This window comes from Micromonospora sp. DT46 (assembly GCF_049841735.1).
GTDB lineage: Bacteria > Actinomycetota > Actinomycetes > Mycobacteriales > Micromonosporaceae > Micromonospora > Micromonospora reichwaldensis.
Genome location: NZ_JBNCKW010000008.1, coordinates 177,480 through 196,190, shown reverse-complemented (window position 1 = coordinate 196,190; position 18,711 = coordinate 177,480). Strand labels below are relative to the sequence as shown.

22 protein-coding genes are annotated in these 18,711 nt (G+C 74.0%); 12 read left to right on the top strand and 10 right to left on the bottom strand.

All coding sequences use genetic code 11. From position 1 onward, the window contains the following. Positions 1-24: 24 nt before the first annotated feature. Together ACLQ20_RS23130 and ACLQ20_RS23125 are read right to left on the bottom strand one after the other, a co-directional pair. Positions 25-1,005, bottom strand: coding sequence for a helix-turn-helix domain-containing protein (locus ACLQ20_RS23130; protein ID WP_151456112.1), 981 nt, complete (start codon positions 1,003-1,005; stop codon positions 25-27). 146 nt (positions 1,006-1,151) lie between these two features. Further along, positions 1,152-1,943 (bottom strand): TetR/AcrR family transcriptional regulator, encoded by a 792-nt coding sequence (locus ACLQ20_RS23125; RefSeq protein ID WP_425857671.1) that lies wholly within the window; start codon positions 1,941-1,943, stop codon positions 1,152-1,154. A gap of 68 nt (positions 1,944-2,011) precedes the next feature. Between ACLQ20_RS23125 and ACLQ20_RS23120 the strand changes: the two genes are divergently transcribed. Both ACLQ20_RS23120 and ACLQ20_RS23115 read left to right on the top strand, forming a co-directional pair. Further along, positions 2,012-2,977, top strand: coding sequence for an ATP-binding cassette domain-containing protein (locus ACLQ20_RS23120; protein ID WP_358122296.1), 966 nt, complete (start codon positions 2,012-2,014; stop codon positions 2,975-2,977). Then, positions 2,970-3,743 (top strand): ABC transporter permease, encoded by a 774-nt coding sequence (locus tag ACLQ20_RS23115; protein WP_225852357.1) that lies wholly within the window; start codon positions 2,970-2,972, stop codon positions 3,741-3,743. The genes ACLQ20_RS23120 and ACLQ20_RS23115 overlap by 8 nt, the downstream gene beginning before the upstream one ends. Before the next feature lie 70 nt (positions 3,744-3,813). Here ACLQ20_RS23115 and ACLQ20_RS23110 read toward each other — a convergent pair whose 3' ends face one another. The 4 genes from ACLQ20_RS23110 to ACLQ20_RS23095 form a co-directional block, all read right to left on the bottom strand. Beyond that, positions 3,814-4,317 carry a hypothetical protein gene (locus ACLQ20_RS23110; RefSeq protein ID WP_132236000.1) on the bottom strand — a complete coding sequence of 168 codons (504 nt, stop codon included), beginning with the start codon at positions 4,315-4,317 and terminating at the stop codon, positions 3,814-3,816. Between the two features lie 68 nt (positions 4,318-4,385). Then, on the bottom strand, positions 4,386-6,017 hold the full coding sequence (locus ACLQ20_RS23105) for a RecQ family ATP-dependent DNA helicase (RefSeq protein WP_151456110.1): 1,632 nt from the start codon (positions 6,015-6,017) through the stop codon (positions 4,386-4,388). A gap of 150 nt (positions 6,018-6,167) precedes the next feature. Next, positions 6,168-7,118: a TIGR03557 family F420-dependent LLM class oxidoreductase gene (locus tag ACLQ20_RS23100; RefSeq protein ID WP_425857670.1), complete on the bottom strand. Its 951-nt coding sequence runs from the start codon at positions 7,116-7,118 to the stop codon at positions 6,168-6,170. A gap of 91 nt (positions 7,119-7,209) precedes the next feature. Then, a complete protein-coding gene (locus tag ACLQ20_RS23095) occupies positions 7,210-7,332 on the bottom strand; it encodes a hypothetical protein (RefSeq protein WP_425857669.1) in 123 nt (40 codons plus the stop codon). Positions 7,333-7,510: 178 nt separating this feature from the next. Here ACLQ20_RS23095 and ACLQ20_RS23090 point away from each other — a divergent pair, with 178 nt between their 5' ends. After that, positions 7,511-9,007, top strand: a complete 1,497-nt coding sequence (locus tag ACLQ20_RS23090) for a glycoside hydrolase family 3 protein (RefSeq protein WP_425857668.1) — start codon at positions 7,511-7,513, stop codon at positions 9,005-9,007. A gap of 32 nt (positions 9,008-9,039) precedes the next feature. Here ACLQ20_RS23090 and ACLQ20_RS23085 read toward each other — a convergent pair whose 3' ends face one another. Further along, positions 9,040-9,327 carry a GNAT family N-acetyltransferase gene (locus tag ACLQ20_RS23085; RefSeq protein WP_151456107.1) on the bottom strand — a complete coding sequence of 96 codons (288 nt, stop codon included), beginning with the start codon at positions 9,325-9,327 and terminating at the stop codon, positions 9,040-9,042. Continuing rightward, the gene (locus tag ACLQ20_RS23080) at positions 9,324-10,550 is read right to left on the bottom strand and encodes a cysteine desulfurase-like protein (RefSeq protein WP_425857667.1); all 1,227 of its coding nucleotides are present in this window, start codon (positions 10,548-10,550) and stop codon (positions 9,324-9,326) included. The genes ACLQ20_RS23085 and ACLQ20_RS23080 overlap by 4 nt, the downstream gene beginning before the upstream one ends. A gap of 91 nt (positions 10,551-10,641) precedes the next feature. Between ACLQ20_RS23080 and ACLQ20_RS23075 the strand changes: the two genes are divergently transcribed. The 7 genes from ACLQ20_RS23075 to ACLQ20_RS23045 all read left to right on the top strand — a co-directional run bounded on the left by ACLQ20_RS23075 (position 10,642) and on the right by ACLQ20_RS23045 (position 15,216). After that, positions 10,642-11,007, top strand: a complete 366-nt coding sequence (locus ACLQ20_RS23075; protein WP_311414303.1) for a hypothetical protein — start codon at positions 10,642-10,644, stop codon at positions 11,005-11,007. 60 nt (positions 11,008-11,067) lie between these two features. After that, a complete protein-coding gene (locus tag ACLQ20_RS23070) occupies positions 11,068-11,889 on the top strand; it encodes a DUF1206 domain-containing protein (RefSeq protein WP_151456104.1) in 822 nt (273 codons plus the stop codon). Between the two features lie 82 nt (positions 11,890-11,971). Beyond that, positions 11,972-13,168, top strand: a complete 1,197-nt coding sequence (locus tag ACLQ20_RS23065) for a mechanosensitive ion channel family protein (RefSeq protein ID WP_358122304.1) — start codon at positions 11,972-11,974, stop codon at positions 13,166-13,168. A 501-nt stretch (positions 13,169-13,669) separates the two neighbouring features. Continuing rightward, complete coding sequence (locus tag ACLQ20_RS23060; RefSeq protein WP_151456905.1) at positions 13,670-14,104, top strand: phage holin family protein; 435 nt, start codon at positions 13,670-13,672, stop codon at positions 14,102-14,104. Beyond that, complete coding sequence (locus ACLQ20_RS23055) at positions 14,101-14,451, top strand: DUF3618 domain-containing protein (protein WP_151456904.1); 351 nt, start codon at positions 14,101-14,103, stop codon at positions 14,449-14,451. Before ACLQ20_RS23060 ends, ACLQ20_RS23055 begins: the two co-directional genes overlap by 4 nt. Continuing rightward, complete coding sequence (locus ACLQ20_RS23050) at positions 14,448-14,720, top strand: DUF4235 domain-containing protein (RefSeq protein ID WP_121395419.1); 273 nt, start codon at positions 14,448-14,450, stop codon at positions 14,718-14,720. The genes ACLQ20_RS23055 and ACLQ20_RS23050 overlap by 4 nt, the downstream gene beginning before the upstream one ends. 292 nt (positions 14,721-15,012) lie before the next feature. Beyond that, positions 15,013-15,216 (top strand): cold-shock protein, encoded by a 204-nt coding sequence (locus tag ACLQ20_RS23045; RefSeq protein WP_007075740.1) that lies wholly within the window; start codon positions 15,013-15,015, stop codon positions 15,214-15,216. Between the two features lie 211 nt (positions 15,217-15,427). On the opposite strand, the gene ACLQ20_RS23040 is transcribed toward ACLQ20_RS23045, so the two are convergent. Both ACLQ20_RS23040 and ACLQ20_RS23035 read right to left on the bottom strand, forming a co-directional pair. Then, a complete protein-coding gene (locus ACLQ20_RS23040) occupies positions 15,428-15,622 on the bottom strand; it encodes a hypothetical protein (protein WP_151456903.1) in 195 nt (64 codons plus the stop codon). A 40-nt stretch (positions 15,623-15,662) separates the two neighbouring features. Further along, positions 15,663-16,646 (bottom strand): aldo/keto reductase, encoded by a 984-nt coding sequence (locus tag ACLQ20_RS23035; protein ID WP_425857666.1) that lies wholly within the window; start codon positions 16,644-16,646, stop codon positions 15,663-15,665. Positions 16,647-16,730: 84 nt separating this feature from the next. Between ACLQ20_RS23035 and ACLQ20_RS23030 the strand changes: the two genes are divergently transcribed. Both ACLQ20_RS23030 and ACLQ20_RS23025 read left to right on the top strand, forming a co-directional pair. Beyond that, a complete protein-coding gene (locus ACLQ20_RS23030) occupies positions 16,731-17,537 on the top strand; it encodes a trans-aconitate 2-methyltransferase (protein ID WP_358122309.1) in 807 nt (268 codons plus the stop codon). After that, positions 17,534-18,559 carry an adenosine deaminase gene (locus ACLQ20_RS23025; RefSeq protein ID WP_327027673.1) on the top strand — a complete coding sequence of 342 codons (1,026 nt, stop codon included), beginning with the start codon at positions 17,534-17,536 and terminating at the stop codon, positions 18,557-18,559. The genes ACLQ20_RS23030 and ACLQ20_RS23025 overlap by 4 nt, the downstream gene beginning before the upstream one ends. Positions 18,560-18,711 lie beyond the last annotated feature (152 nt).

The window sequence follows — 18,711 nt, the reverse complement described above, 5'->3', positions numbered from 1 at the left end:
CCGGGTTGACTCTCCGTGCCGCGCTCACTCCGCCTGGCCGGCCCGCCAGGCCTGCGGCCCGACGCCGTGCGCCTTGCGGAAGATCCGGCTGAAGTGCGCCTTGTCGGGGAAGCCCCAGCGGGCCCCGATCGCCTGGATCGGCTGGCCGCGCAGGCCCGGGTCGGCGAGGTCGTGCCGGCACCGCGCCAGCCGCAGCTCCCGGATGTACGACGCGACCGTCGACTCCTCGGCCGCGAAGAGCCGGTGCAGGGTACGCAGCGAGACGTGGTGCGCGTCCGCCACCACCTGCGGGCTCAGCGTCGCGTCCCCGAGGTGCCGCTGGATGTACGCCCGCATCTGGGTGACGAGGGCGCGCCTGCGGACCTCGGCCGGCACCACGTCCTCGGCCACCAGGTGCCGACCGAGCATGGTGGACGCCAGGTCGAGCCCGACGGCGCCGAGGCGGGTGGCGTCGGCGGCGTGGTACTGCTCGGGATGGTGGGCGATCTGGAGGAGGAACTGGGCGAGCAGCGCGCCGATCCCCTCGGTGCCCGACATCCGGCCACCGAGCAGCGGCGCCAGCCGGTCCGGTGACAGTGGCAGCGCGGCGTGCGGGATGAGCGCCACGACGGACCGGGCCGGTTCGCGGCCGTCGTCGTCGCCGAGGTGCCGCACCCCGTGCGGCCGCGACCCGTCGTAGAAGATGAACTCATCCGGCCCCAGCACGCTGCTCCGGCCGGCCTGGCTGGCGGCGCCGTCCCCGTCGACGGTGAGCGCCAGCGTGTAGATCTCCGGGGCCGACTCGCGCCCCAGCCTCGGCGTCCGGACGCCCTCCAGCGACGGGTATCGGTAGTTGACCACCTGGATCGGGCCGAGCTCGACGATCTCCGCCCGGGCGGTGAAGTCGTGCGCGTGCTCGGTGCGGATCCGCAGCGGCGAGGCCGTACGCGCCACGAGGTCGAGCCACATGTCGAAGCGTTCGGCCGCCGGCACCTGCTCGGTGTCGACGACGGTCGGCCGAAGCATCCGCTCCCCCGTCCTCGCGCCGGTCCGGTGCCCATTGTCCATCGTGGGCGCCCGCCCCGCCCAGCGCGTTTCCCGGCCCCGGCTCCCGCCCAGCCCAGCGCGCTTCCGGCCCGGCGCCCGCCCCGCCCCCGGTCGACGGGGCCGGGTCAGGCCGTGGCCGTCCGGCCCTGGATCAGCACCTCGACGCCGTCGAGGATCCGGTCGAGGCCGAACTGCCACTCCGTGTCGAACACCTCGTCCTGCTGTCCCTCGGCGCTCTCCGCCAGCAGCTCCCGGATCGACGGGTAGGCGCCGTGCCGGGTCAGCAGGGCGAGCTGCTGCCAGTACCGCATCCCGGCGTCGTCGGGGTCGAGCTGTTCGCGCGCCGCGGCCTCGTCGAGGTCGGCGGTGAGGGTGGCCCAGTTCCGGGCGTACCCGCTGACCAGCATGATCGTCGAGAGCCGCTCGATGCCGTGCAGGCCGGTGCCGTGCAGGGCGGCCAGCCCCTGCTCCATCCAGCGCACCTGGTTGGGGCCCAGCGGCGGGCCGCTGATCGGGACCTGCCGGATCCACGGGTGGCGGTGGATGGCCGTCATGTTGGCCAGCGCCCAGCGGGCGAGTGCCGGCCGCCAGCCCTCGCCCGGGGCGCGTGGCGCGGGCGGGTCCCCGTACGCGGTGTCGGCCATGAGCTCCAGCAGGTCGACCTTGGCGGAGACGTAGCGGTAGAGCGACATGGTCGCCACGCCCAGCTCGCCGGCGACCCGGCTCATCGACACCGCCGGCAGCCCGTCGGCCTCGGCCACCCGGATGCCGGCGGCCACCACCTGCCGCATCGTGAGGCTGCGCCGGGGTCCCTTGCCGGGTCGTTCCCGCAGGCCCCAGGCGAGCTCGATGCTCTCCGGCAGCTCGACGTCGGCGTCGCTCATCCTCACCTCCCGGTACGCGGTGTTGACCGTCATCCTAGCTTCTGCGTATGGTGCACGCAGAACAGCGTATGACGTACGCAGAAAGCGGAGAGTGAGGGGCGATGGGAGTGACAGACGCGGCGGTGGAGACCGTCGACCTACGCAGGTCGTACGGCGGGGTGGCGGTGCTCGACGGCCTGAGCATGCGGGTCGCCCGGGGCAGCGTGCACGCCCTGCTCGGCCCGAACGGGGCGGGCAAGACCACGACCGTCCGGATCCTGGCCACGCTCACCACGCCGGACGGGGGCGTGGCCCGCGTGGACGGCCACGACGTGGTCCGCGACCGGAGCCGGGTCCGGCGGGCGATCAGCCTCGCCGGCCAGCACGCGGCGCTCGACGACCAGCAGACGGGCGCGGAGAACCTGCACATGATGGCCCGGCTGGCCGGGCTGGCCCCGGCCGCCGCCCGGCGGCGCGCCACGGACCTGTTGGAGCGCTTCGACCTGGTCGCCGCCGGCGGCCGGCGGGTGGTGACCTACTCCGGCGGGATGCGCCGCCGGCTCGACCTCGCGGCCAGCCTGGTCGGCCAGCCGTCCGTGATCTTCCTCGACGAGCCGACCACCGGCCTCGACCCGCGCAGCCGGCAGGGGCTGTGGGAGGTGGTCGCCGAGCTGGCCGGCGCCGGGGTGACCGTGCTGCTCACCACGCAGTACCTGGAGGAGGCCGACCGCCTCGCCGACCGGATCGCCGTGCTGCACGGTGGCCGGCTGGCCGCCGAGGGCAGCGCGGGCGACCTCAAGCGCCGGTTCGGCGCCCACCGGCTGGAGCTGACGCTGCGTGACGCGCGGAGCTTCGCCGAGGCGACGCACCGCCTCGGCGGGCGCGTGACGCACCGCGACCCGGCCCGGCTGGAGCTGGCGGTCGCCACCGACGGCGGCGCGCCGGAGATCCGCCAGCTGCTCGACGAGGTCGATCCCGACCGGCAGGGGCTCGCCCGGTTCGCCGTCCGCGAGGCGACCCTGGACGACGTCTTCCTCACCCTCACCGGCGACCCGGTGCCCGCCCGACGGGAGGCGGCCGGTGTCTGAGCTGACCCTGCGACCGACCCGTGCCGGCGAGGCCCTCGTCATGATGGCGCGCTGCGTACGGCTGTCCCGGCGCAACGTCGACGCGCTGCTGACCTCGCTGCTGCTGCCGGTGCTGCTGATGCTGCTCTTCGTCTACCTGTTCGGGGGCGCGATCGACACCGGCACCCGCTACGTCACCTACGTCGTGCCCGGCGTCCTGCTGCTCTGCGCCAGCTTCGGCGCGGCGACCACCGCCGTCAGCGTGACCACCGACCTGACCAACGGGATCATCGAGCGGTTCCGCACGATGGACGTCAGCGCCACCGCGATCCTCGGTGGGCACGTCGCCGCCAGCATCGCCCGCAACACCGTCTCCACCGTGCTGGTGCTGGCCCTCGCCGTCGCCATCGGCTTCCGCCCGGCTGTGGACCCGCTGCGCTGGCTGGCCGCGTTCGGGGTGCTGCTGCTCTTCCTGCTCGCCGTGTCCTGGCTGTCGGCCGCGTTCGGCCTGCTGGCCCGCACCCCGGAGGCCGCCAGCGGCTTCACCTTCCTGGCGATGTTCCTGCCGTACCCGAGCAGCGCCTTCGTGCCGGTGGAGACGATGCCGGGCTGGATCCGCGGCTTCGCCGACCACCAGCCCGTCACGCCCGTCATCGAGACGCTGCGCGCCCTGCTGCTGGGCACCCCGACGGGCACCGCCCCGGCCCTGGCGGTGGCCTGGTGCCTCGGCGTCCTGGCCGTCTCGGTGCCCCTGACCGCCGTGCTGTTCCGCCGCCGCGTGGCCTGACCGCCACCACCTCGGGGGTACGCGACGGCGGCACCGGACCTCGTCCGGTGCCGCCGTCGTCGTCTGCGCGTCAGTCGTTGAGCACCTGGGAGAGCCGGTCGCGGAAGCGCCGCTCGGAGTCGCTGACAACGTCACCGCCGAGGCCCAGGATGCCGCCGCTGGAGGCCGCGCCCACCACCTGCTCGGCGATCTCCACCAGCCAGTGCTTGTAGGCGCCGGCCTCGCCCTCGTCCGTCCGGGCGGCCAGCAGCACCGCCGCCTCCCTGGCCCGGCCCAGCACGTCCTCCAGGTAGGCGCGCGGGTCGGACGGCGCGATGACCGGCATCTCCTCGCCGGCCTCCGGGTCGCCCACCCGGGTGACGATCTCGCCGGCCACGGCCGCGACCAGCGGGCTGGCCGACTCCCGGCCGGCGGCGATGGTCTCCAGCCCGGCCGCGTTCTCGGCCATGGTGCGTCGGGTGCCGTCGGACTCGGCGGCGCTCGCCGCGGTCAGCACCGACTGCGGCAGGCCGACCAACAGCCCCCACTCCTCGTCGGAGAAACCGAATCCGGTGTACGCCGGCTGCTCGATCACGGCAAAGCCCCTTTCCGCACTGATGTCGCTCGTCGTCCACGGCCCCGGCCAGCGGTGCCCGGCTCAGGCTAGTCGAGGGTCAGCAGGCCCTGTTCGGACACCACGCTGACGGACAGCGTCTTGTACCCCACCTCGTCGAAGAGAACCGTCATCCGGTCCTCCTCGTAGCTCAGCACCAGGCCGTGCCCCCACTCCGGGTGCCGGACCTGGCTGTGCACGGGGAAGGGCCCGACCGCGCCGTCGTCGGGGGTGCTGGTGCCGGCGTGGCAGTTGTCGCAGTGCCCGCAGACCTCGGTCATCTGCTCACCGAAGTAGGCCAGCAGCGTCTGCCCCCGGCAGGCGGTGGTCTCGGCGAAGGCCCGCATCATGTCGGTACGCGACCGGGTCACGGTCTGCTGCCGCTCGGCCTCCGCCAGGGCCGCCGCGGCGGCGTCCACGGGCGCGGGGGAGTAGCGGGGGACGCCGATGCGCTGCTTCGCCCTCGGCTCGGCCGCGCCGACCTGCTCCAGCAGGGCGAGGTACTGGCCGAGCTTGCGCGGGCCGAGCCCGGTGAGCTCGCGCAGCTCCTTCTTGTTCCGTGCCTTCTTGCGCAGCAGCGCGGACAGGTCGCGCAGCTCGTCGGCGTTCGGCAGGCCGCCGCTGAAGAAGCGTTGCAGCCCGACGTCCTCGCCCTGCCACAACAGCAGCACCCGGGCCGGGGCGCCGTCGCGGCCGGCCCGCCCGATCTCCTGGAAGTAGCTGTCCGGCGAGTCCGGCAGTGCCATGTGGACGACCCAGGCGATGTTCGGCTTGTCGATGCCCATGCCGAAGGCCGAGGTGGCGACCATGATCGGCACCTGGTCGGCGAGGAACGCCTCGTGCAGTTCGGCGCGTGGCCCGGCCGCCATTCCGCCGTGGTAGTACTGGGCCGGGTAACCGGCGTCGGTGAGCCGGGCCGCCAGCTCCTCGGCGGAGCGCCGGGTGGGCACGTAGATGATGCCGGGCCGGGTGTCGTCGCTCAGCAGGGCGAGCAGCCGCCGCCACCGGTAGTCCTCGGTGGGGCAGTGCGCCACCTCGAGGAACAGGTTCGGCCGGTCCAGCCCGGAGACCACCACCTCGGGCTCGGTCAGCCGCAGCCGGGCGATGATGTCGTCGCGTACGGGCGGGGAGGCGGTGGCGGTCAGCGCCACCACCGGGGGTCGGCCGATGCCGTCGATGAGGTGGCCCAGCGCCAGGTAGTCGGGGCGGAAGTCGTGCCCCCAGGCGGAGATGCAGTGCGCCTCGTCGATCGCCACCAGCGCCGGCTTCAGCGACTTCACCTCGGCCATCCGGTCCGGGTTGGCGAGCTGCTCCGGGGTGATGAAGAGGAACTCGGCCCGCCCCTCGCGGATCTCGGTGATCGCCTGCGCCTGCTGGGCGGCCGACTCGTTCGAGCTGATCCGCACCGCACGCAGCTCCGGCCGCTGCCGCTCGTTGAGCGCCGCGATCTGGTCCTGCTGGAGGGCGAGCAGCGGGGAGATCACCACGGTCGGGCCGGGGATCAGGCTGGCCGGGATCTGGTAGATCGCCGACTTGCCGGCGCCGGTGGGCAGCACCACCAGGGCGTCACGGCGCTTCATGACCGCCCGCATGGCGGCCAACTGGTGGGGCCGCAGTGCGGTCCAGCCGAAGAGGCTCTTGGCCGCGCGGCGCAGTGTCGTGGAGTGCGTGGACAGTTTCATCGAGGGCCGGAGGTACCCCCGGCGATCAGCGGCGAAACCGGCGGCTGACGTGATCCCGTCGCCGCCGTGTCGCCGCCGCAGAGGCGGCCCGCCGAACGCGCCCGCCGCGGGCGCCCGGCCGTCCTCCGGGCGCCCCGGCGAGCGGGGCGGTCAGCGTACGCGGGGGAACACCTCGCGCTGGTAGAGGTCGAGCAGGCCCTGCCAGTTCGGGCCGGTGTTGGCCACGTAGACCTCGTCGAAGCCGGCCTTGGCGTACTGGTCGATCTTCGCCAGGTGCGCGTCGGTGTCCCGCCCGCAGACGAAGGCCTCCTTCATCGCCTCCGGCCGGACCAGCTGGCCGGCCTGCTCGAAGTGCCGCGGCGACGGCAGCACCTGGGACAGCTCACCGGGCACCCCGGCGTTCGGCCAGCGCTCGTACGCGATCCGCACGCCCTCTTCCTCGGTCTGCGCGTACGCCGCCTTGAAGCCGGCCTGGCACGGCTTGTCGCCGCCGCCGTTCTCCCGGAACCGCCGGACGAGTTCGGCGTCGGGCGAGGTGTTGACGAAGCCGTCGCCGATGCGGGCGGCGAGGTCGACGGCCTTGGGGCCGAAGCCCGAGACGTAGACCGGCGGGGGAGTGTCCGGCAGCGTGTAGATCCGGGCGTGCTCGACGGTGTAGTGCTTGCCGTGGTGGTTGACGAAGCCGCCCCGCCACAGCTCGCGCATCACCTCGACGGCCTCCTCCAGCATCTCCAGCCGGACGTCGGCCTGCGGCCAGGCGTCGCCGAGGATGTGCTCGTTGAGCGCCTCGCCGCTGCCCACCCCGAGCACGAACCGCCCGGAGTGCAGGACCGCGCTGGTGGCCGCCGCCTGCGCCAGGACGGCCGGGTGGATGCGCACGGTCGGGCAGGTCACGGCGGTGGTGACCGGGAGCTGGCAGACCTGGCTGAGCGCGCCGATCACCGACCAGACGAAGGGGCTCTGCCCCTGCGCGTCCGTCCACGGGTGGTAGTGGTCGGAGATCCAGAGCGCCTCGAAGCCGGCCCGCTCCGCGCCGCGCGCCTGCTCCAGCAGCTCGGCCGGCGTGTACTCCTCGGTGGACAGAAAGTAGCCGATCCTCATCGTTCCCCCTCGCCGTGTCGTACCGGTCCAACGAGGCAGGCGGTACCCCGACGGCCGCCGTCGAACCGTGGTGCCGGCGCCGGGCGGCGCCTCAGCGCCGGAACATCGCGCGGATCGCGGCGAGCAGCAACAGGCCGCCGACGACCAGGCCGAGCAGGCGTACGCCGGGGATGTCGGCCGAGCTCGTCGCGTCGGCCAGCAGCAGGGGATCCATCCCCGAACTGTCCCCAGCTCCGCGCCCGACGGCAACTGTAAGGTTTATTGACTATTTACTCGCGCGGTGTGACCATGTCAGCACCGCCGCCGGTGGCGGGCCGCCGGGCGCGGAGAAGACGGGGGTACGACGACCGCATGAGCGAGCGACACATCAGCCACCACACCGGCGGGCCGGCGTGAGCGGGCGCGACGGGAGCCTGACGGCCCTGGCCGCCGCCGTCCTCCAGCCGGGCTTCGTCGGCACCACGCCGCCACCCTGGATCTGCCGCTGGCTCGGCGAGGGCCTCGGCTCCGTGGTGCTCTTCGCCCGCAACGTGGTCGACCCCGAGCAGGTGGCCGCCCTCACCGCCACCCTGCGCGCCGAGCGCCCCGACGTCGTCGTCGCCATCGACGAGGAGGCCGGCGACGTCACCCGGATCGAGTCCGCCCGGGGCAGCTCCCGGCCCGGCAACTTCGCCCTCGGCGCGGTGGACGACCCGGCGCTGACCGAGGAGGTCGCCCGCGACCTGGGCGCCGACCTCGCCGCGCTGGGGATCACCCTCGACTACGCCCCCGACGCCGACGTCAACTCCAACCCGGCCAACCCGGTCATCGGCGTACGCGCCTTCGGCGCCGAGCCGACGCTGGTCGCCCGGCACACCGCCGCCTGGGTGCGCGGCCTCCAGTCGGGCGGGGTAGCCGCCTGCGCCAAGCACTTCCCGGGACACGGCGACACCCAGGTCGACTCGCACCACGATCTGCCCCGGATCGGCGCCGACCGGGCCCGCCTCGACGCCGTGGAGCTGGCCCCGTTCCGGGCCGCCGTGGCCGCCGGGGTGCAGGCCGTGATGACCGGCCACCTGCTGGTGCCGGCGCTGGACCCGGAGCTGCCCGCCACCCTCAGCAACCGGATCCTGGGCGGGCTGCTCCGCGACGAGCTGGGCTTCTCCGGCGTCGTGGTCACCGACGCGGTGGAGATGCGGGCGGTCGCCGACCGGTACGGCTTCGCGGCCACGGCCGTGCGCGCCCTCGCCGCCGGCGCCGACGCGATCTGCATCGGCGGGGAGCGCGCCGACGAGGGGACGGCCCGACTGCTGCGGGACGCCATCGTCGCCGCGGTCGTCGCCGGCGACCTGCCCGAGGAACGCCTCGCCGAGGCGGCCAAGCGGGTCGGACAGCTCGCCGCCTGGACGGTGGCCGCCCGGGCCGAGCGGCCGTCCCGGTCCCGCCCGAGCGCCGCCGGTTCGGCCGTCGGGCTGGCCGCCGCCCGCCGGGCGCTGCGGGTCACCACCGCGCCCACCGGCGTCGGCGCGCTGCCGCTGACCGGCCCCGCCCACGTGGTCGAGTTCGAGCCGCCACGCAACATCGCGATCGGTCCGGAGACCCCGTGGGGGCTCGCCGCCCCGCTGGCCGACCTGCTCGCCGGCACCACCACCGTCCGCTACGCCGAGGCCGACGTGCCCGCCGACCCGACCGCCGGGGCGGCCGGCCGGTGCGTGGTGCTGGTGGTGCGCGACCTGCACCGGCACGACTGGATGCGGGCTTCGGTGAGCCGTGCGCTGGCCGCCCGCCCGGACGCGGTCGTGGTCGAGCTGGGCGTGCCCGAGCTGGTCACCGGCGCGGTCCACGTCGCCACCCACGGCGCCACCCGGGCCGCCGCCCACGCCGCCGTCGCGCTGCTGACGGGCCGCTGACCGCCCCCGCACCCCCGACCGGTGCCCCCGGGCTACGGCTCGGGGGTGACCAGGTCGGCGTACTCGGCATGGCGGCCGATGAAGGCCGCCATGAACGGGCAGCGCGGCACCACCGTCGTGCCGCGCTCGCGGAGCTGGTCGAGGGTGCCCCGGACCAGGGCCGCGCCGACGCCCATGTTCTGGAACCTCGGGTCGACCTCAGTGTGGGTGAAGACCAGCACCTCGCCGCGCGGCAGGTACGCGGTGAACCCGGCCAGCGCGTCGTCGACCAGGATCTCGAACCGGTGCTTGGCGGGATTGTCCTCGACCAGGGTGCTCACCCGGCCATTCTGCCCCCGCGACCGGCGAGCCGGTCCAGTTCCCCCAGCAACCCGTCCACCTCGTCGGCGGTGTTGTAGTGGTAGAGGCTGGCGCGCACCGCCCCGCCGCTGTCGCGCAGCCCCATCGCCTGGAAGTACTCGTACGCGTAGTAGTCGCCGGCGGAGAGGCAGAAGCCGGCCGCGCCCAGCTCCTCCTGGGTCCGCTGCGGGGAGAGCCCGGCCAGCCGGAAGGACACCGTCGGGCAGCGCCGGGCGGGGGAGCCGAGCACCGTGACGCCGGGCAGCGCGGCCAGCCCGGCGAGCAGCCGGTCCAGCAGCGACTCCTCGTACGCCCGCGCGGCGCTCAGCCCGGCGACCAGCCGCTCGCGGCGGCTCCCGGTGGCCGCCGGGTCCAGCCCGGCCAGGTGGTCCACGGCGGCGGCCACGCCGGCCAGCAGGGGGAAGCTCGGGGTGCCGTACTCGAAGCGGTCCGGCACCGCGTCGGAGGAGGGCAGCAGCTTCGCCGGGCGCAGCCGCTCCCACGTCGCCGGGGCGGCCACCATCGCGGCCAGGTGCGGCCCCGACCACTTGTAGGCGCTGGTGACCAGGAAGTCGGCGCCCAGCGCGGCGACGTCGGTGGGCCCGTGCGGCACCGAGTGCACCCCGTCGACGCAGACCAGCGCGCCGGCGGCGTGCGCGGTCGCGGCGATCGCCGCCACGTCCGGGACGGTGCCGGTCGCGTTGCTTCCCGCGGTCACCGCGACCAGCCGGGTCCGCTCGCCGACCAGTTCCGCGTAGCGGGCCGCCGGCAGCTCCGCGGTGTCCCGGTCGAACTCGGCCCAGCGCACCGTCGCGCCGGCCGCCTCGGCCGCCTGCACCCAGGGTCGAACGTTCGCGTCGTGGTCGAGCCGGGAGACCACGACCTCGTCGCCGGGCCGCCAGCCGGCACCCAGGGTCCGGGCCAGGGTGTACGTCAGCGCCGTGGCGCTCGGCCCCAGCACCACTCCGTCGGGTTCGGCGCCGAGCAGGTCGGCCACGGCCGAGCGGGCGGCGGCCACCATCTCCAGCGAGCGCCGGCCGGGCGCGAAGGCGGCGCTGCGGTTGCCCACCGCCGCGCGCATGGCGGCGGCGACCGCGTCGACGACTCCGGCGGCGGTCTGGGTGCCCCCGGCGCCGTCGAGATGGACGAAGCCCTCGGCGAGGGCGGGGTAGGCGGCCCGGGTGCGGGCGATGTCGAACGGCATGCCCGGGACCCTAACGCCCCGCCCCGGGCGCCCCACCTGCGCGGATGATCACGCCCTGCCGGAGTGGTCCGCGTCTCGTACCCTTGGCGGGGTGACGAACCGACGTGTTGCCTTCCCGCTGACCCCCACCCGCCGGGCCGCCGGCCTGTTGGCCGGCCTGGCGCTCGGCGCCGCCGTGCTCGCCGGCTGCAGCTCCGAGGGCGCCAGCACCGACTGCGGTCTGGACGCCTGCACCGTCACCTTCGACCGGGGCGTGGACGCCAGCGCCACCATCCTCGGGGTGGAGGCGAAGCTGATCGGCGCGCAGGGCGACCAGGTCACCGTCGAGGTCGCCGGCGAGCAGCTGTCGCTGACGACCGGCCAGCAGGCCACCGAGGTCGGCGGCTTCGCGGTGACGCTCGACAGCGTCACCGACCAGGAGGTCAAGATCCGGGTGTCGAGGAACCCGGGCAACTGACCCGACCGGGGCGGCGGTGGCCGACGTTTGGAAATCTTCGTATTCGGTGATTGAGGCGCCATGTCACTCACCCGGAATGCCGAAGCCACCGCCTCCCGTACGGCGAACAGCAGGTGGCTCGAGTTGTTGGCCAGAGTCGGTTTCATCGGCTACGGCATCGTGCACCTCCTGTTCGCCTGGCTGGCGTTGCAGATCGCGTTCGGCAAGGCCGGCGACGACGGCGACCAGTCCGGCGCGCTGCGCACCCTCGCCCAGCAGCCGATGGGCAAGTTCCTCGTCATCGCCATCGCGGTCGGCCTGCTCGCCATGGCGATCTGGCAGGCGCTGGAGGCGGCCGTCGGGCACCGCGCCGAGCGCGGCAAGGAGCGCGTCTGGGAGCGGATCGCCTCGGCGGGACGCACCGTCGTCTACCTCTACTTCGCCTGGACGGCCTTCAAGGTCTTCAAGGACGCCGGCTCCAACAGCGCCGACCAGCAGGAGGCGCTGACCGGCAAGCTCATGGAGTCCTCCGGTGGCCGCTGGCTGGTCGGCCTGGCCGGGCTCGGCCTCGCCGCGATCGGCGTCGGCCTGGTGATCTACGGGCTGATCAAGCGTTTCGAGAAGCACCTCAAGACCGGTGAGATGAATGCCAGGACGCGCCAGCTCACCCGCCGGCTGGGCATGGCCGGCTACATCGCCAAGGGCGTCGCGTACGGCATCTCCGGCCTGCTGATCATCCTGGCCGCCGTCAACTACGACCCCGAGAAGGCCCGCGGTCTGGACGCGGCACTGCGCACGCTGCGCGACCAGGCGTACGGCCAGATCCTGCTCACCCTGGTGGCGCTCGGCATCGCCGCCTTCGGCGTCTTCTGCTTCCTGCAGTCCCGGTATCGCAAGGTCTGAACCTGGTCGATTCCGGCGTCGCCGGGCACTATTGGGCCTTTGCCCGAAGCACGTGCCCGGCGTCAGGAGGAGGAAGGAACCTGTGCAGAGCTACCTCGGGACGATCGTCGCCGCGCTCGCCGCGGCGGCGATCGCCTTGTTCGCGGTCGAGGTCGCGCACCGCGTGATCCGGCGGGTCGGTCGGCGCTCGCTGCTGCTGACCGAGCTCACCGACCACGCGCACCGGTCCATCCAGGTCGCCGCCACCGTCGTCGCCGTCCAGTTCGCCGTGCGGTTCAGCACCGGCTACGCGGTCGGCGACCAGTGGCGCCAGGTGCTGCTGCACCTGCTGGTGCTCGGCGTGATCGCCAGCGTCGCCTGGCTGGTCGCCTCGCTGCTCGTCGTGGCGGAGGACACCGCACTGGCCCGGTTCCGGGTGGACGTGCCGGACAACCGGCACGCGCGGCGGGTGCGGACCCAGGTGGTCATGCTGCGCCGGTTGACGATCGCGGTGATCGTCGTGCTGGCGGTGGGCGTGATGCTGATGACCTTCCCGGCCGTACGCGGCATCGGCGCCGGCGTGCTGACCAGCGCCGGTGTGGTCGGTGTGGTCGCCGCGCTGGCCGCGCAGAGCCTGCTGGGCAACGTCTTCGCCGGGCTCCAGCTCGCCTTCAGCGACGCGGTCCGCCTCGACGACGTCGTGGTGGTCGAGGGGGAGTGGGGCCGCATCGAGGAGCTGACGCTCAGCTACGTGGTCGTGCAGATCTGGGACGACCGGCGGCTGATCCTGCCCACCTCGTACTTCACCAGCAAGCCGTTCCAGAACTGGACCCGCACCGAGGCGGCGGTGCTGGGCACCGCCGAGTTCGACGTCGACTGGGCGGTGCCGGTGCAGGCCATGCGGGAGGAGCTGCGCCGCCTCGTCGAGGGCACCGAGCTGTGGGACGGCCGGGTCTGCGTACTCCAGGTGACCGACGCGACCGGCGGGACGATCAAGGTGCGTGCCCTCGTGAGCGCCGCCGACGCCGGCAGCCTCTGGGACCTGCGCTGCCTGGTCCGCGAGCACCTGGTCGCCTGGATCCGGGACCACCGGCCGACCGCCATGCCCCGGATGCGTACCGAGATCGGGGACGCGGAGAGCAACCTGGCGTGGCAGTGGGTACGCCCCCGCCGGCCGGTGCGCCGGCTCAACGACGCCGAGGTACCCGACGACGCGCGGGTCTTCGGCGGCAGCGACGACGGCGACGCCCGCAGCGAGGCCTTCGTCGGCCCCGACGAGCCCGCCGAAGCCCGCCGCTGACCACCCACCCTCCCGCACCCGCACCCGCACCCGCATCCGGTCCCACCCACCCCAGGGCGCACGCGCCCTGCCCCAAAGCAAGGCGCACGCGCCCCGCCCCAAGGCGCGGCGTCGATCATGCAGTTGTGGTCCCCCGCAAAAGGGGCATCGTTCGGATAAAGCCCACCACAACTGCATGATCGACCCCAGCGGTGGGCGGGGCGGGGGCCACGGGGTAGGGCGGGGCACGGGGCCAGGGTGGGTGGGTCGTGACCTGTGGGGGGCCGGGGCGTTGGAGGTGTGGGCGGGGTTGTGCCTCGTGGGGCGGCCGGGCGGAGTGCGCTGGCTCGGGAAGTTTGACCGGGCGTTTGGCGGGGACCTGCTGCGCGACGCTTCTGCACCTTCTTCCGCGCCGGGCGGCGGCTCGGGGACGCGGCGGTCCGGGCTCAACGGCTGCCGAGCGAAGGATTGACGGGCGGCGACTCCGGGCATACAGCGCGGTGATGATGAAAGGAGGACAGCATGGCTGACGTGGCGAACGCCCGCACATCCCGTACCGGGAGCGAGCCGTCCACCGCCGAGCTGGTGCAGCGGGCCACGGAGCAGGTCTCCCGCCTGGTCCGGGACGAACTGGCCCTGGCCCGGGCGGAGCTGACCCAGAAGGGCAAGCACGCCGGTATCGGCATCGGTCTCTTCGGCGGCGGCGGGGCGCTGGCGCTCTACGGCCTGGGTGCCCTGGTCGCCACCGCGATCCTGCTGCTCGACCTGGTGCTTCCGGCCTGGGCGGCGGCCCTGATCGTCGCGGTGGTGCTCTTCGCGATGGCCGGGGTCCTGGCCCTGGTGGGCAAGAAGCAGGTCAGCCAGGCGGTCCCGCCGGTGCCGCAGGCCGCGGTCCGTAGCGTCCGGGCGGACGTGGACACGGTCGCCGCCGCCGTGAAGGACAGGGGACGGGCATGACGACGGGCAACGGCCGGGGCACCGGCGACACCGAGGCGCTGCGGGAGGAGATCCGGCGGACCCGGGTCGAGCTGGGGGAGACGATGGAGGCGTTGGCGGCCAAGGCCGACGTCAAGGCGCGGCTGAGGTCCTCCGCCGACCAGGCGAAGGAGCGGATGCGGGACCAGACGGCGCAGACCGTGGCCCGGGTGCGCGGGCAGGCGGCGCAGAAGGCGCAGCTCGCCCGGGAGCAGGCGCAGGAGAAGGGTGCCGTCGTACGGCGTAACCCGACGCCGTTCGTCGCCCTCGCGGCGGGCGCGGTGGCGGCCTTGATCGTGTTGGTGATCGTACGGGGGAGGCAGCGGTGAGCAGGGGTATCGGAAAGGCCGCGTACAAGCCGGTCGGCGTATTGATGGGCATCGCCGCCGGTACGGTCGCTGGCGCGATCTTCCGGCAGGTGTGGAAGATGACGGCGGGCGACGGCGAGGCGCCCAGCGCCACCGACGAGGACCGCGGCTGGGGCGAGATCCTGGCGGCGGCGGCGTTGCAGGGAGCGATCTTCGCGGTCGTCCGGGCCGCCGTCGACCGGGGTGGCGCGGTGGGCGTACGCCGGTTCACCGGAAGCTGGCCGGACTGACCCGACGACGACGAAAAGGACCCCCGTACCGGCGCGCTGGTGCGGGGGTCTTTTCGCGCGGGTGCAAGGGCCCACCCAGCGGATCTTCGGCACCCGTCAGGTCACATGTCGAAGAATTTCGTCCGGTACTCTGTGCAGAGTTTTCGCTACGTGGTTTGCTGTTCCACGCTGTTGAGAGATGGCGTGGGTTGAGCGAAGTCTCCTTCGTGGGGGCCGCCTCAGGCACCGCTGCTCGAAAACGGCCAATCGGCCGCACGGCGTGCTCGGCCGCCAGTTTTAGAAGGAGATACACATGGCGCAGGGAACCGTGAAGTGGTTCAACGCAGACAAGGGCTTCGGCTTCATCACCGTCGACGGCGGGGGTGCTGACGTGTTCGTCCACTTCTCGGCCATCCAGACCAGCGGCTACCGCACGCTGGAGGAGAACCAGCGGGTGGAGTTCGAGATCGCCCAGGGTCAGAAGGGTCCGCAGGCCGAGCAGGTCCGCCCCATCTGAGCAGTGCCGGTCGGCAGCCGCCGGCCAATGCTGTGATCCGGCGCCCGGAGCACAGCGAAGCCCCGTATCCCGCCCGGGATGCGGGGCTTTCCGCGTTCACGGGGCCCGCCACCGCGGCCGGTACGCGAGCTGTCCGCGCCCGGCCTGTCGCTCGCCAACCTGGCCGCCCACCGGGAGGGGGAGCCGAGACGGCGGCGAGCGGCGGACGGCCTCAGCGTCGTTTGCGGGCGTGCAGCCCGAACCAGAGCGCGACCAGCCCGGCCAGGACGACGACGGGCCCCAGCACGGCCCAGATCCGCTGGTCGGTCATCACGCTGCCCTCGACGTAGCCGAGGCCCTGCACCGTCCACACCGCACCGCCGACCACGGCGAGCAGGCCGAGGGTGAGCGGCAGCCAGCCCTTCATCGCGATTTCCCTCCGTCGATCCCTGTCCGGGCCGCCCGGCTCACCACCGGTCGTGCACCCGCGGACGGACCAGTTCGTCGTAGACCTCCGCCACCGCCGCCAGCTCCCGTCCGGAGAGCGGGGCCTGGCCGGCCACGGCGGCGTTGCCCCGGGCCTGGGTGGCGTCGCGGGCGCCGGGGATGACCACGGTGACGCCGGGCTGGTCGACGACCCAGCGCAGCGCGAACTGGGCCATCGTGCGCCCGTCGCCGACCAGCGGCGCCAGCCGGCGCACGGCGGCCAGGCCCAGCGCGAAGTCGACACCGGAGAAGGTCTCGCCCACGTCGAACGCCTCGCCGTGCCGGTTGTAGGTGCGGTGGTCGTCGGCGGCGAAGGTGGTGTGTTCGTCGTACCGGCCGGAGAGCAGCCCGCTGGCCAGCGGGACGCGGGCGACGACGCCGACCCCGGCGGCGGCAGCGGCCGGGAGCACCCGGTCGAGGGGCTTGTGCCGCAGCGCGTTGAGGATGATCTGGACGCTGGCCACCCCCGGCCGGGCGATGGCGGTCAGCGCCTGCTCGCAGGTCTCCACGCTCACCCCGTAGCCGGCGACGCGTTCCTCGGCGACCAGGGTGTCCAGCGCGTCGAAGACGGCGTCGTCGGCGAAGACGGCGGTGGGCGGGCAGTGCAGCTGCACCAGGTCGAGGGTGTCCGTGCCGAGGTTGCGCCGGGACCGGTCGGTCCACTCGCGGAAGTGCGCCAGGGTGTACGCCTCGGGCGTCTGCGCGACGCGGCGGCCCATCTTCGTGGCCACGGTCAGCCCGGCGTCGGGCCGGCTGCGCAGGAACCGCCCGATGAGCTGCTCGCTGCGCCCGTCGCCGTAGACGTCGGCCGTGTCGAGGAAGGTGACCCCCGACTCGACGGCGGCGGTCAGCACGGCGGTGGCGTCGGCCTCGCTGACCGTGCCCCAGTCCGCGCCGAGCTGCCAGGCGCCCAGCCCGATCACCCCGACGCGCCGCCCCAGCCGGGGGAAGGTGCGCTGCTCCATGGGACTGAGCCTAGTGATGGGCTTGTCCGGTCGCGCGGCGGGCCGTACGGTTAACAAGACGGACGTACGGTTTGGGAGGCAGCGATGTGGGATCCGACGACGTACCTGCGCTACGGCGACGAGCGCTCCCGGCCCTTCCACGACCTGCTCGCCCGGGTCCCCGCCGAGCGCCCGCGCGCGGTGGTCGACCTCGGCTGCGGCCCGGGCAACCTGACCGCCACCCTCGCCGCGCGGTGGCCGGACAGCCGGGTCGCCGGCCTCGACTCCTCACCGGAGATGATCGCGGAGGCCGCCGCCACCGCTGCCGCCACCGCCGGAGTCTCCTTCGCCGTCGGCGACGTCCGGCACTGGCACCCGGAACCCGACGTGGACGTCGTGGTCAGCAACGCCGTGCTCCAGTGGGTGCCCGGCCACCGGGAGCTGCTCACCCGCTGGGCCCGGGAACTGCCCGTCGGCGCCTGGCTGGCCGTGCAGGTGCCGGGCAACTTCGACGCGCCCTCGCACCGGGCGCTGCGCGAGGTCGCCGACCGGCCGGCGTGGCGTGCCGACGTCGCCCCGCTGCTGCGCCGGCCCCCGGCCGACGACAGCGCCGTCGGCTACGCCGAGCTGCTGACCGCTGCCGGCTGCGCGGTGGACGCCTGGGAGACTACCTACGTGCACCTGCTGCCGGCCCGCGTCGACGCGGACCACCCCGTGCTGAGCTGGCTGGAGGGGACCGCGCTCCGGCCGGTCCGCGCGGCCCTGGACGCCGTCGGCTGGGCCGACTTCCGGGCCGAGCTGGGCGTCCGACTCGCCGAGGCGTACCCCGTGCGGCACGCTCAGGTGCACTTCCCGTTCCGCCGCGTCTTCTTCGTCGCCCGCACCGGCGCCCGCGCAGAGGAGAACCAGTGATCGACCTGCAAACCTTCATCGCCGGACTGCCCAAGGTGGAGCTGCACGTGCACCACGTCGGCTCCGCCTCGCCCCGGATCGTCGCCGAGCTGGCCGCCCGCCACGAGGGCCGCAGCCCCGTGCCCGCCGACCCGGCCGCGCTCGCCGACTACTTCGCCTTCCGCGACTTCGCGCACTTCATCGAGGTCTACCTGAGCGTCGTGGACCTCATCCGCGACCCCGAGGACGTCTGGCTGCTCACCCACGAGGTCGCCCGCGAGCTGGCCCGCCAGCAGGTCCGCTACGCCGAGCTGACCGTCACGCCCTACTCGCACGTGCACCGGGGGATCCCCGCGCCCGCCTTCTGCGAGGCGATCGAGGACGCCCGCAAGCGGGCCGAGGCGGACTTCGGCATCGAGCTGCGCTGGTGCTTCGACATCCCCGGCGAGGCCGGCCTGGCGGCAGCCGAGGAGACGCTGCGCATCTCGCTGGAGGAGCGCCCGGACGGGCTGATCAGCTTCGGCCTCGGCGGCCCCGAGATCGGGGTGCCCCGGCCGCAGTTCAAGCCGTACTTCGACCGGGCCCGGGCGGCCGGGCTGCGCTCGGTGCCGCACGCCGGCGAGACCACCGGCCCGCAGACGGTCTGGGACGCGCTGCGCGACCTCGGCGCGGAGCGGATCGGGCACGGCATCTCCGCCGCGCGGGACCCGGAGCTGCTGGCCTATCTCGCCGAGCACCGCATCGGCATGGAGGTCTGCCCGACGTCCAACGTGCGTACCCGCGCGGTCGCCAGCATCGAGGAGCACCCGCTGCGGCAGTTGGTCGAGGCCGGCCTGCTGGTCACCATCAACTCCGACGACCCGCCGATGTTCGGCACCACCCTCGACGAGGAGTACGCCGTCGCGGCCCGGCTGCTCGACGTGGGCCCGGAGGGGCTGGCGGCGCTGGCCCGCGACGCGGTGACCGCCTCGTTCCTGGACCCGGCCGGCAAGCGGCGGATCACCGCCGAGATCGACGCCCACCTGGCCGCCGCCACCGGCTGAACGCGGAGAGGGGGCGGCGCGCGGCGGGAGGAGGTGTGGGGGGACCGAGTCTCCCGCCGCGCGCCCGGCTCCACCGGCCGGTGGGGTGCCCCGAGGCATTGACCGGTGGAACTGATGGGTTCGGATTCGATCCTGTCAGCGCCGGCCCGCTC

Bases quoted from the DNA above. Each gene is read 5' to 3' on its own strand.
- ACLQ20_RS23105 (WP_151456110.1), bottom strand. From the start codon at position 6,017: ATGAAACTGTCCACGCACTCCACGACACTGCGCCGCGCGGCCAAGAGC.
- ACLQ20_RS23040 (WP_151456903.1), bottom strand. From the start codon at position 15,622: ATGAAGGGCTGGCTGCCGCTCACCCTCGGCCTGCTCGCCGTGGTCGGC.
- ACLQ20_RS23035 (WP_425857666.1), bottom strand. From the start codon at position 16,646: ATGGAGCAGCGCACCTTCCCCCGGCTGGGGCGGCGCGTCGGGGTGATC.
- ACLQ20_RS23060 (WP_151456905.1), top strand. From the start codon at position 13,670: ATGGCTGACGTGGCGAACGCCCGCACATCCCGTACCGGGAGCGAGCCG.
- ACLQ20_RS23055 (WP_151456904.1), top strand. From the start codon at position 14,101: ATGACGACGGGCAACGGCCGGGGCACCGGCGACACCGAGGCGCTGCGG.
- ACLQ20_RS23125 (WP_425857671.1), bottom strand. From the start codon at position 1,943: ATGACGGTCAACACCGCGTACCGGGAGGTGAGGATGAGCGACGCCGAC.
- ACLQ20_RS23120 (WP_358122296.1), top strand. From the start codon at position 2,012: ATGGGAGTGACAGACGCGGCGGTGGAGACCGTCGACCTACGCAGGTCG.
- ACLQ20_RS23095 (WP_425857669.1), bottom strand. From the start codon at position 7,332: ATGGATCCCCTGCTGCTGGCCGACGCGACGAGCTCGGCCGACATCCCC.
- ACLQ20_RS23130 (WP_151456112.1), bottom strand. From the start codon at position 1,005: ATGCTTCGGCCGACCGTCGTCGACACCGAGCAGGTGCCGGCGGCCGAA.
- ACLQ20_RS23070 (WP_151456104.1), top strand. From the start codon at position 11,068: ATGTCACTCACCCGGAATGCCGAAGCCACCGCCTCCCGTACGGCGAAC.
- ACLQ20_RS23030 (WP_358122309.1), top strand. From the start codon at position 16,731: ATGTGGGATCCGACGACGTACCTGCGCTACGGCGACGAGCGCTCCCGG.
- ACLQ20_RS23045 (WP_007075740.1), top strand. From the start codon at position 15,013: ATGGCGCAGGGAACCGTGAAGTGGTTCAACGCAGACAAGGGCTTCGGC.
- ACLQ20_RS23080 (WP_425857667.1), bottom strand. From the start codon at position 10,550: ATGCCGTTCGACATCGCCCGCACCCGGGCCGCCTACCCCGCCCTCGCC.
- ACLQ20_RS23100 (WP_425857670.1), bottom strand. From the start codon at position 7,118: ATGAGGATCGGCTACTTTCTGTCCACCGAGGAGTACACGCCGGCCGAG.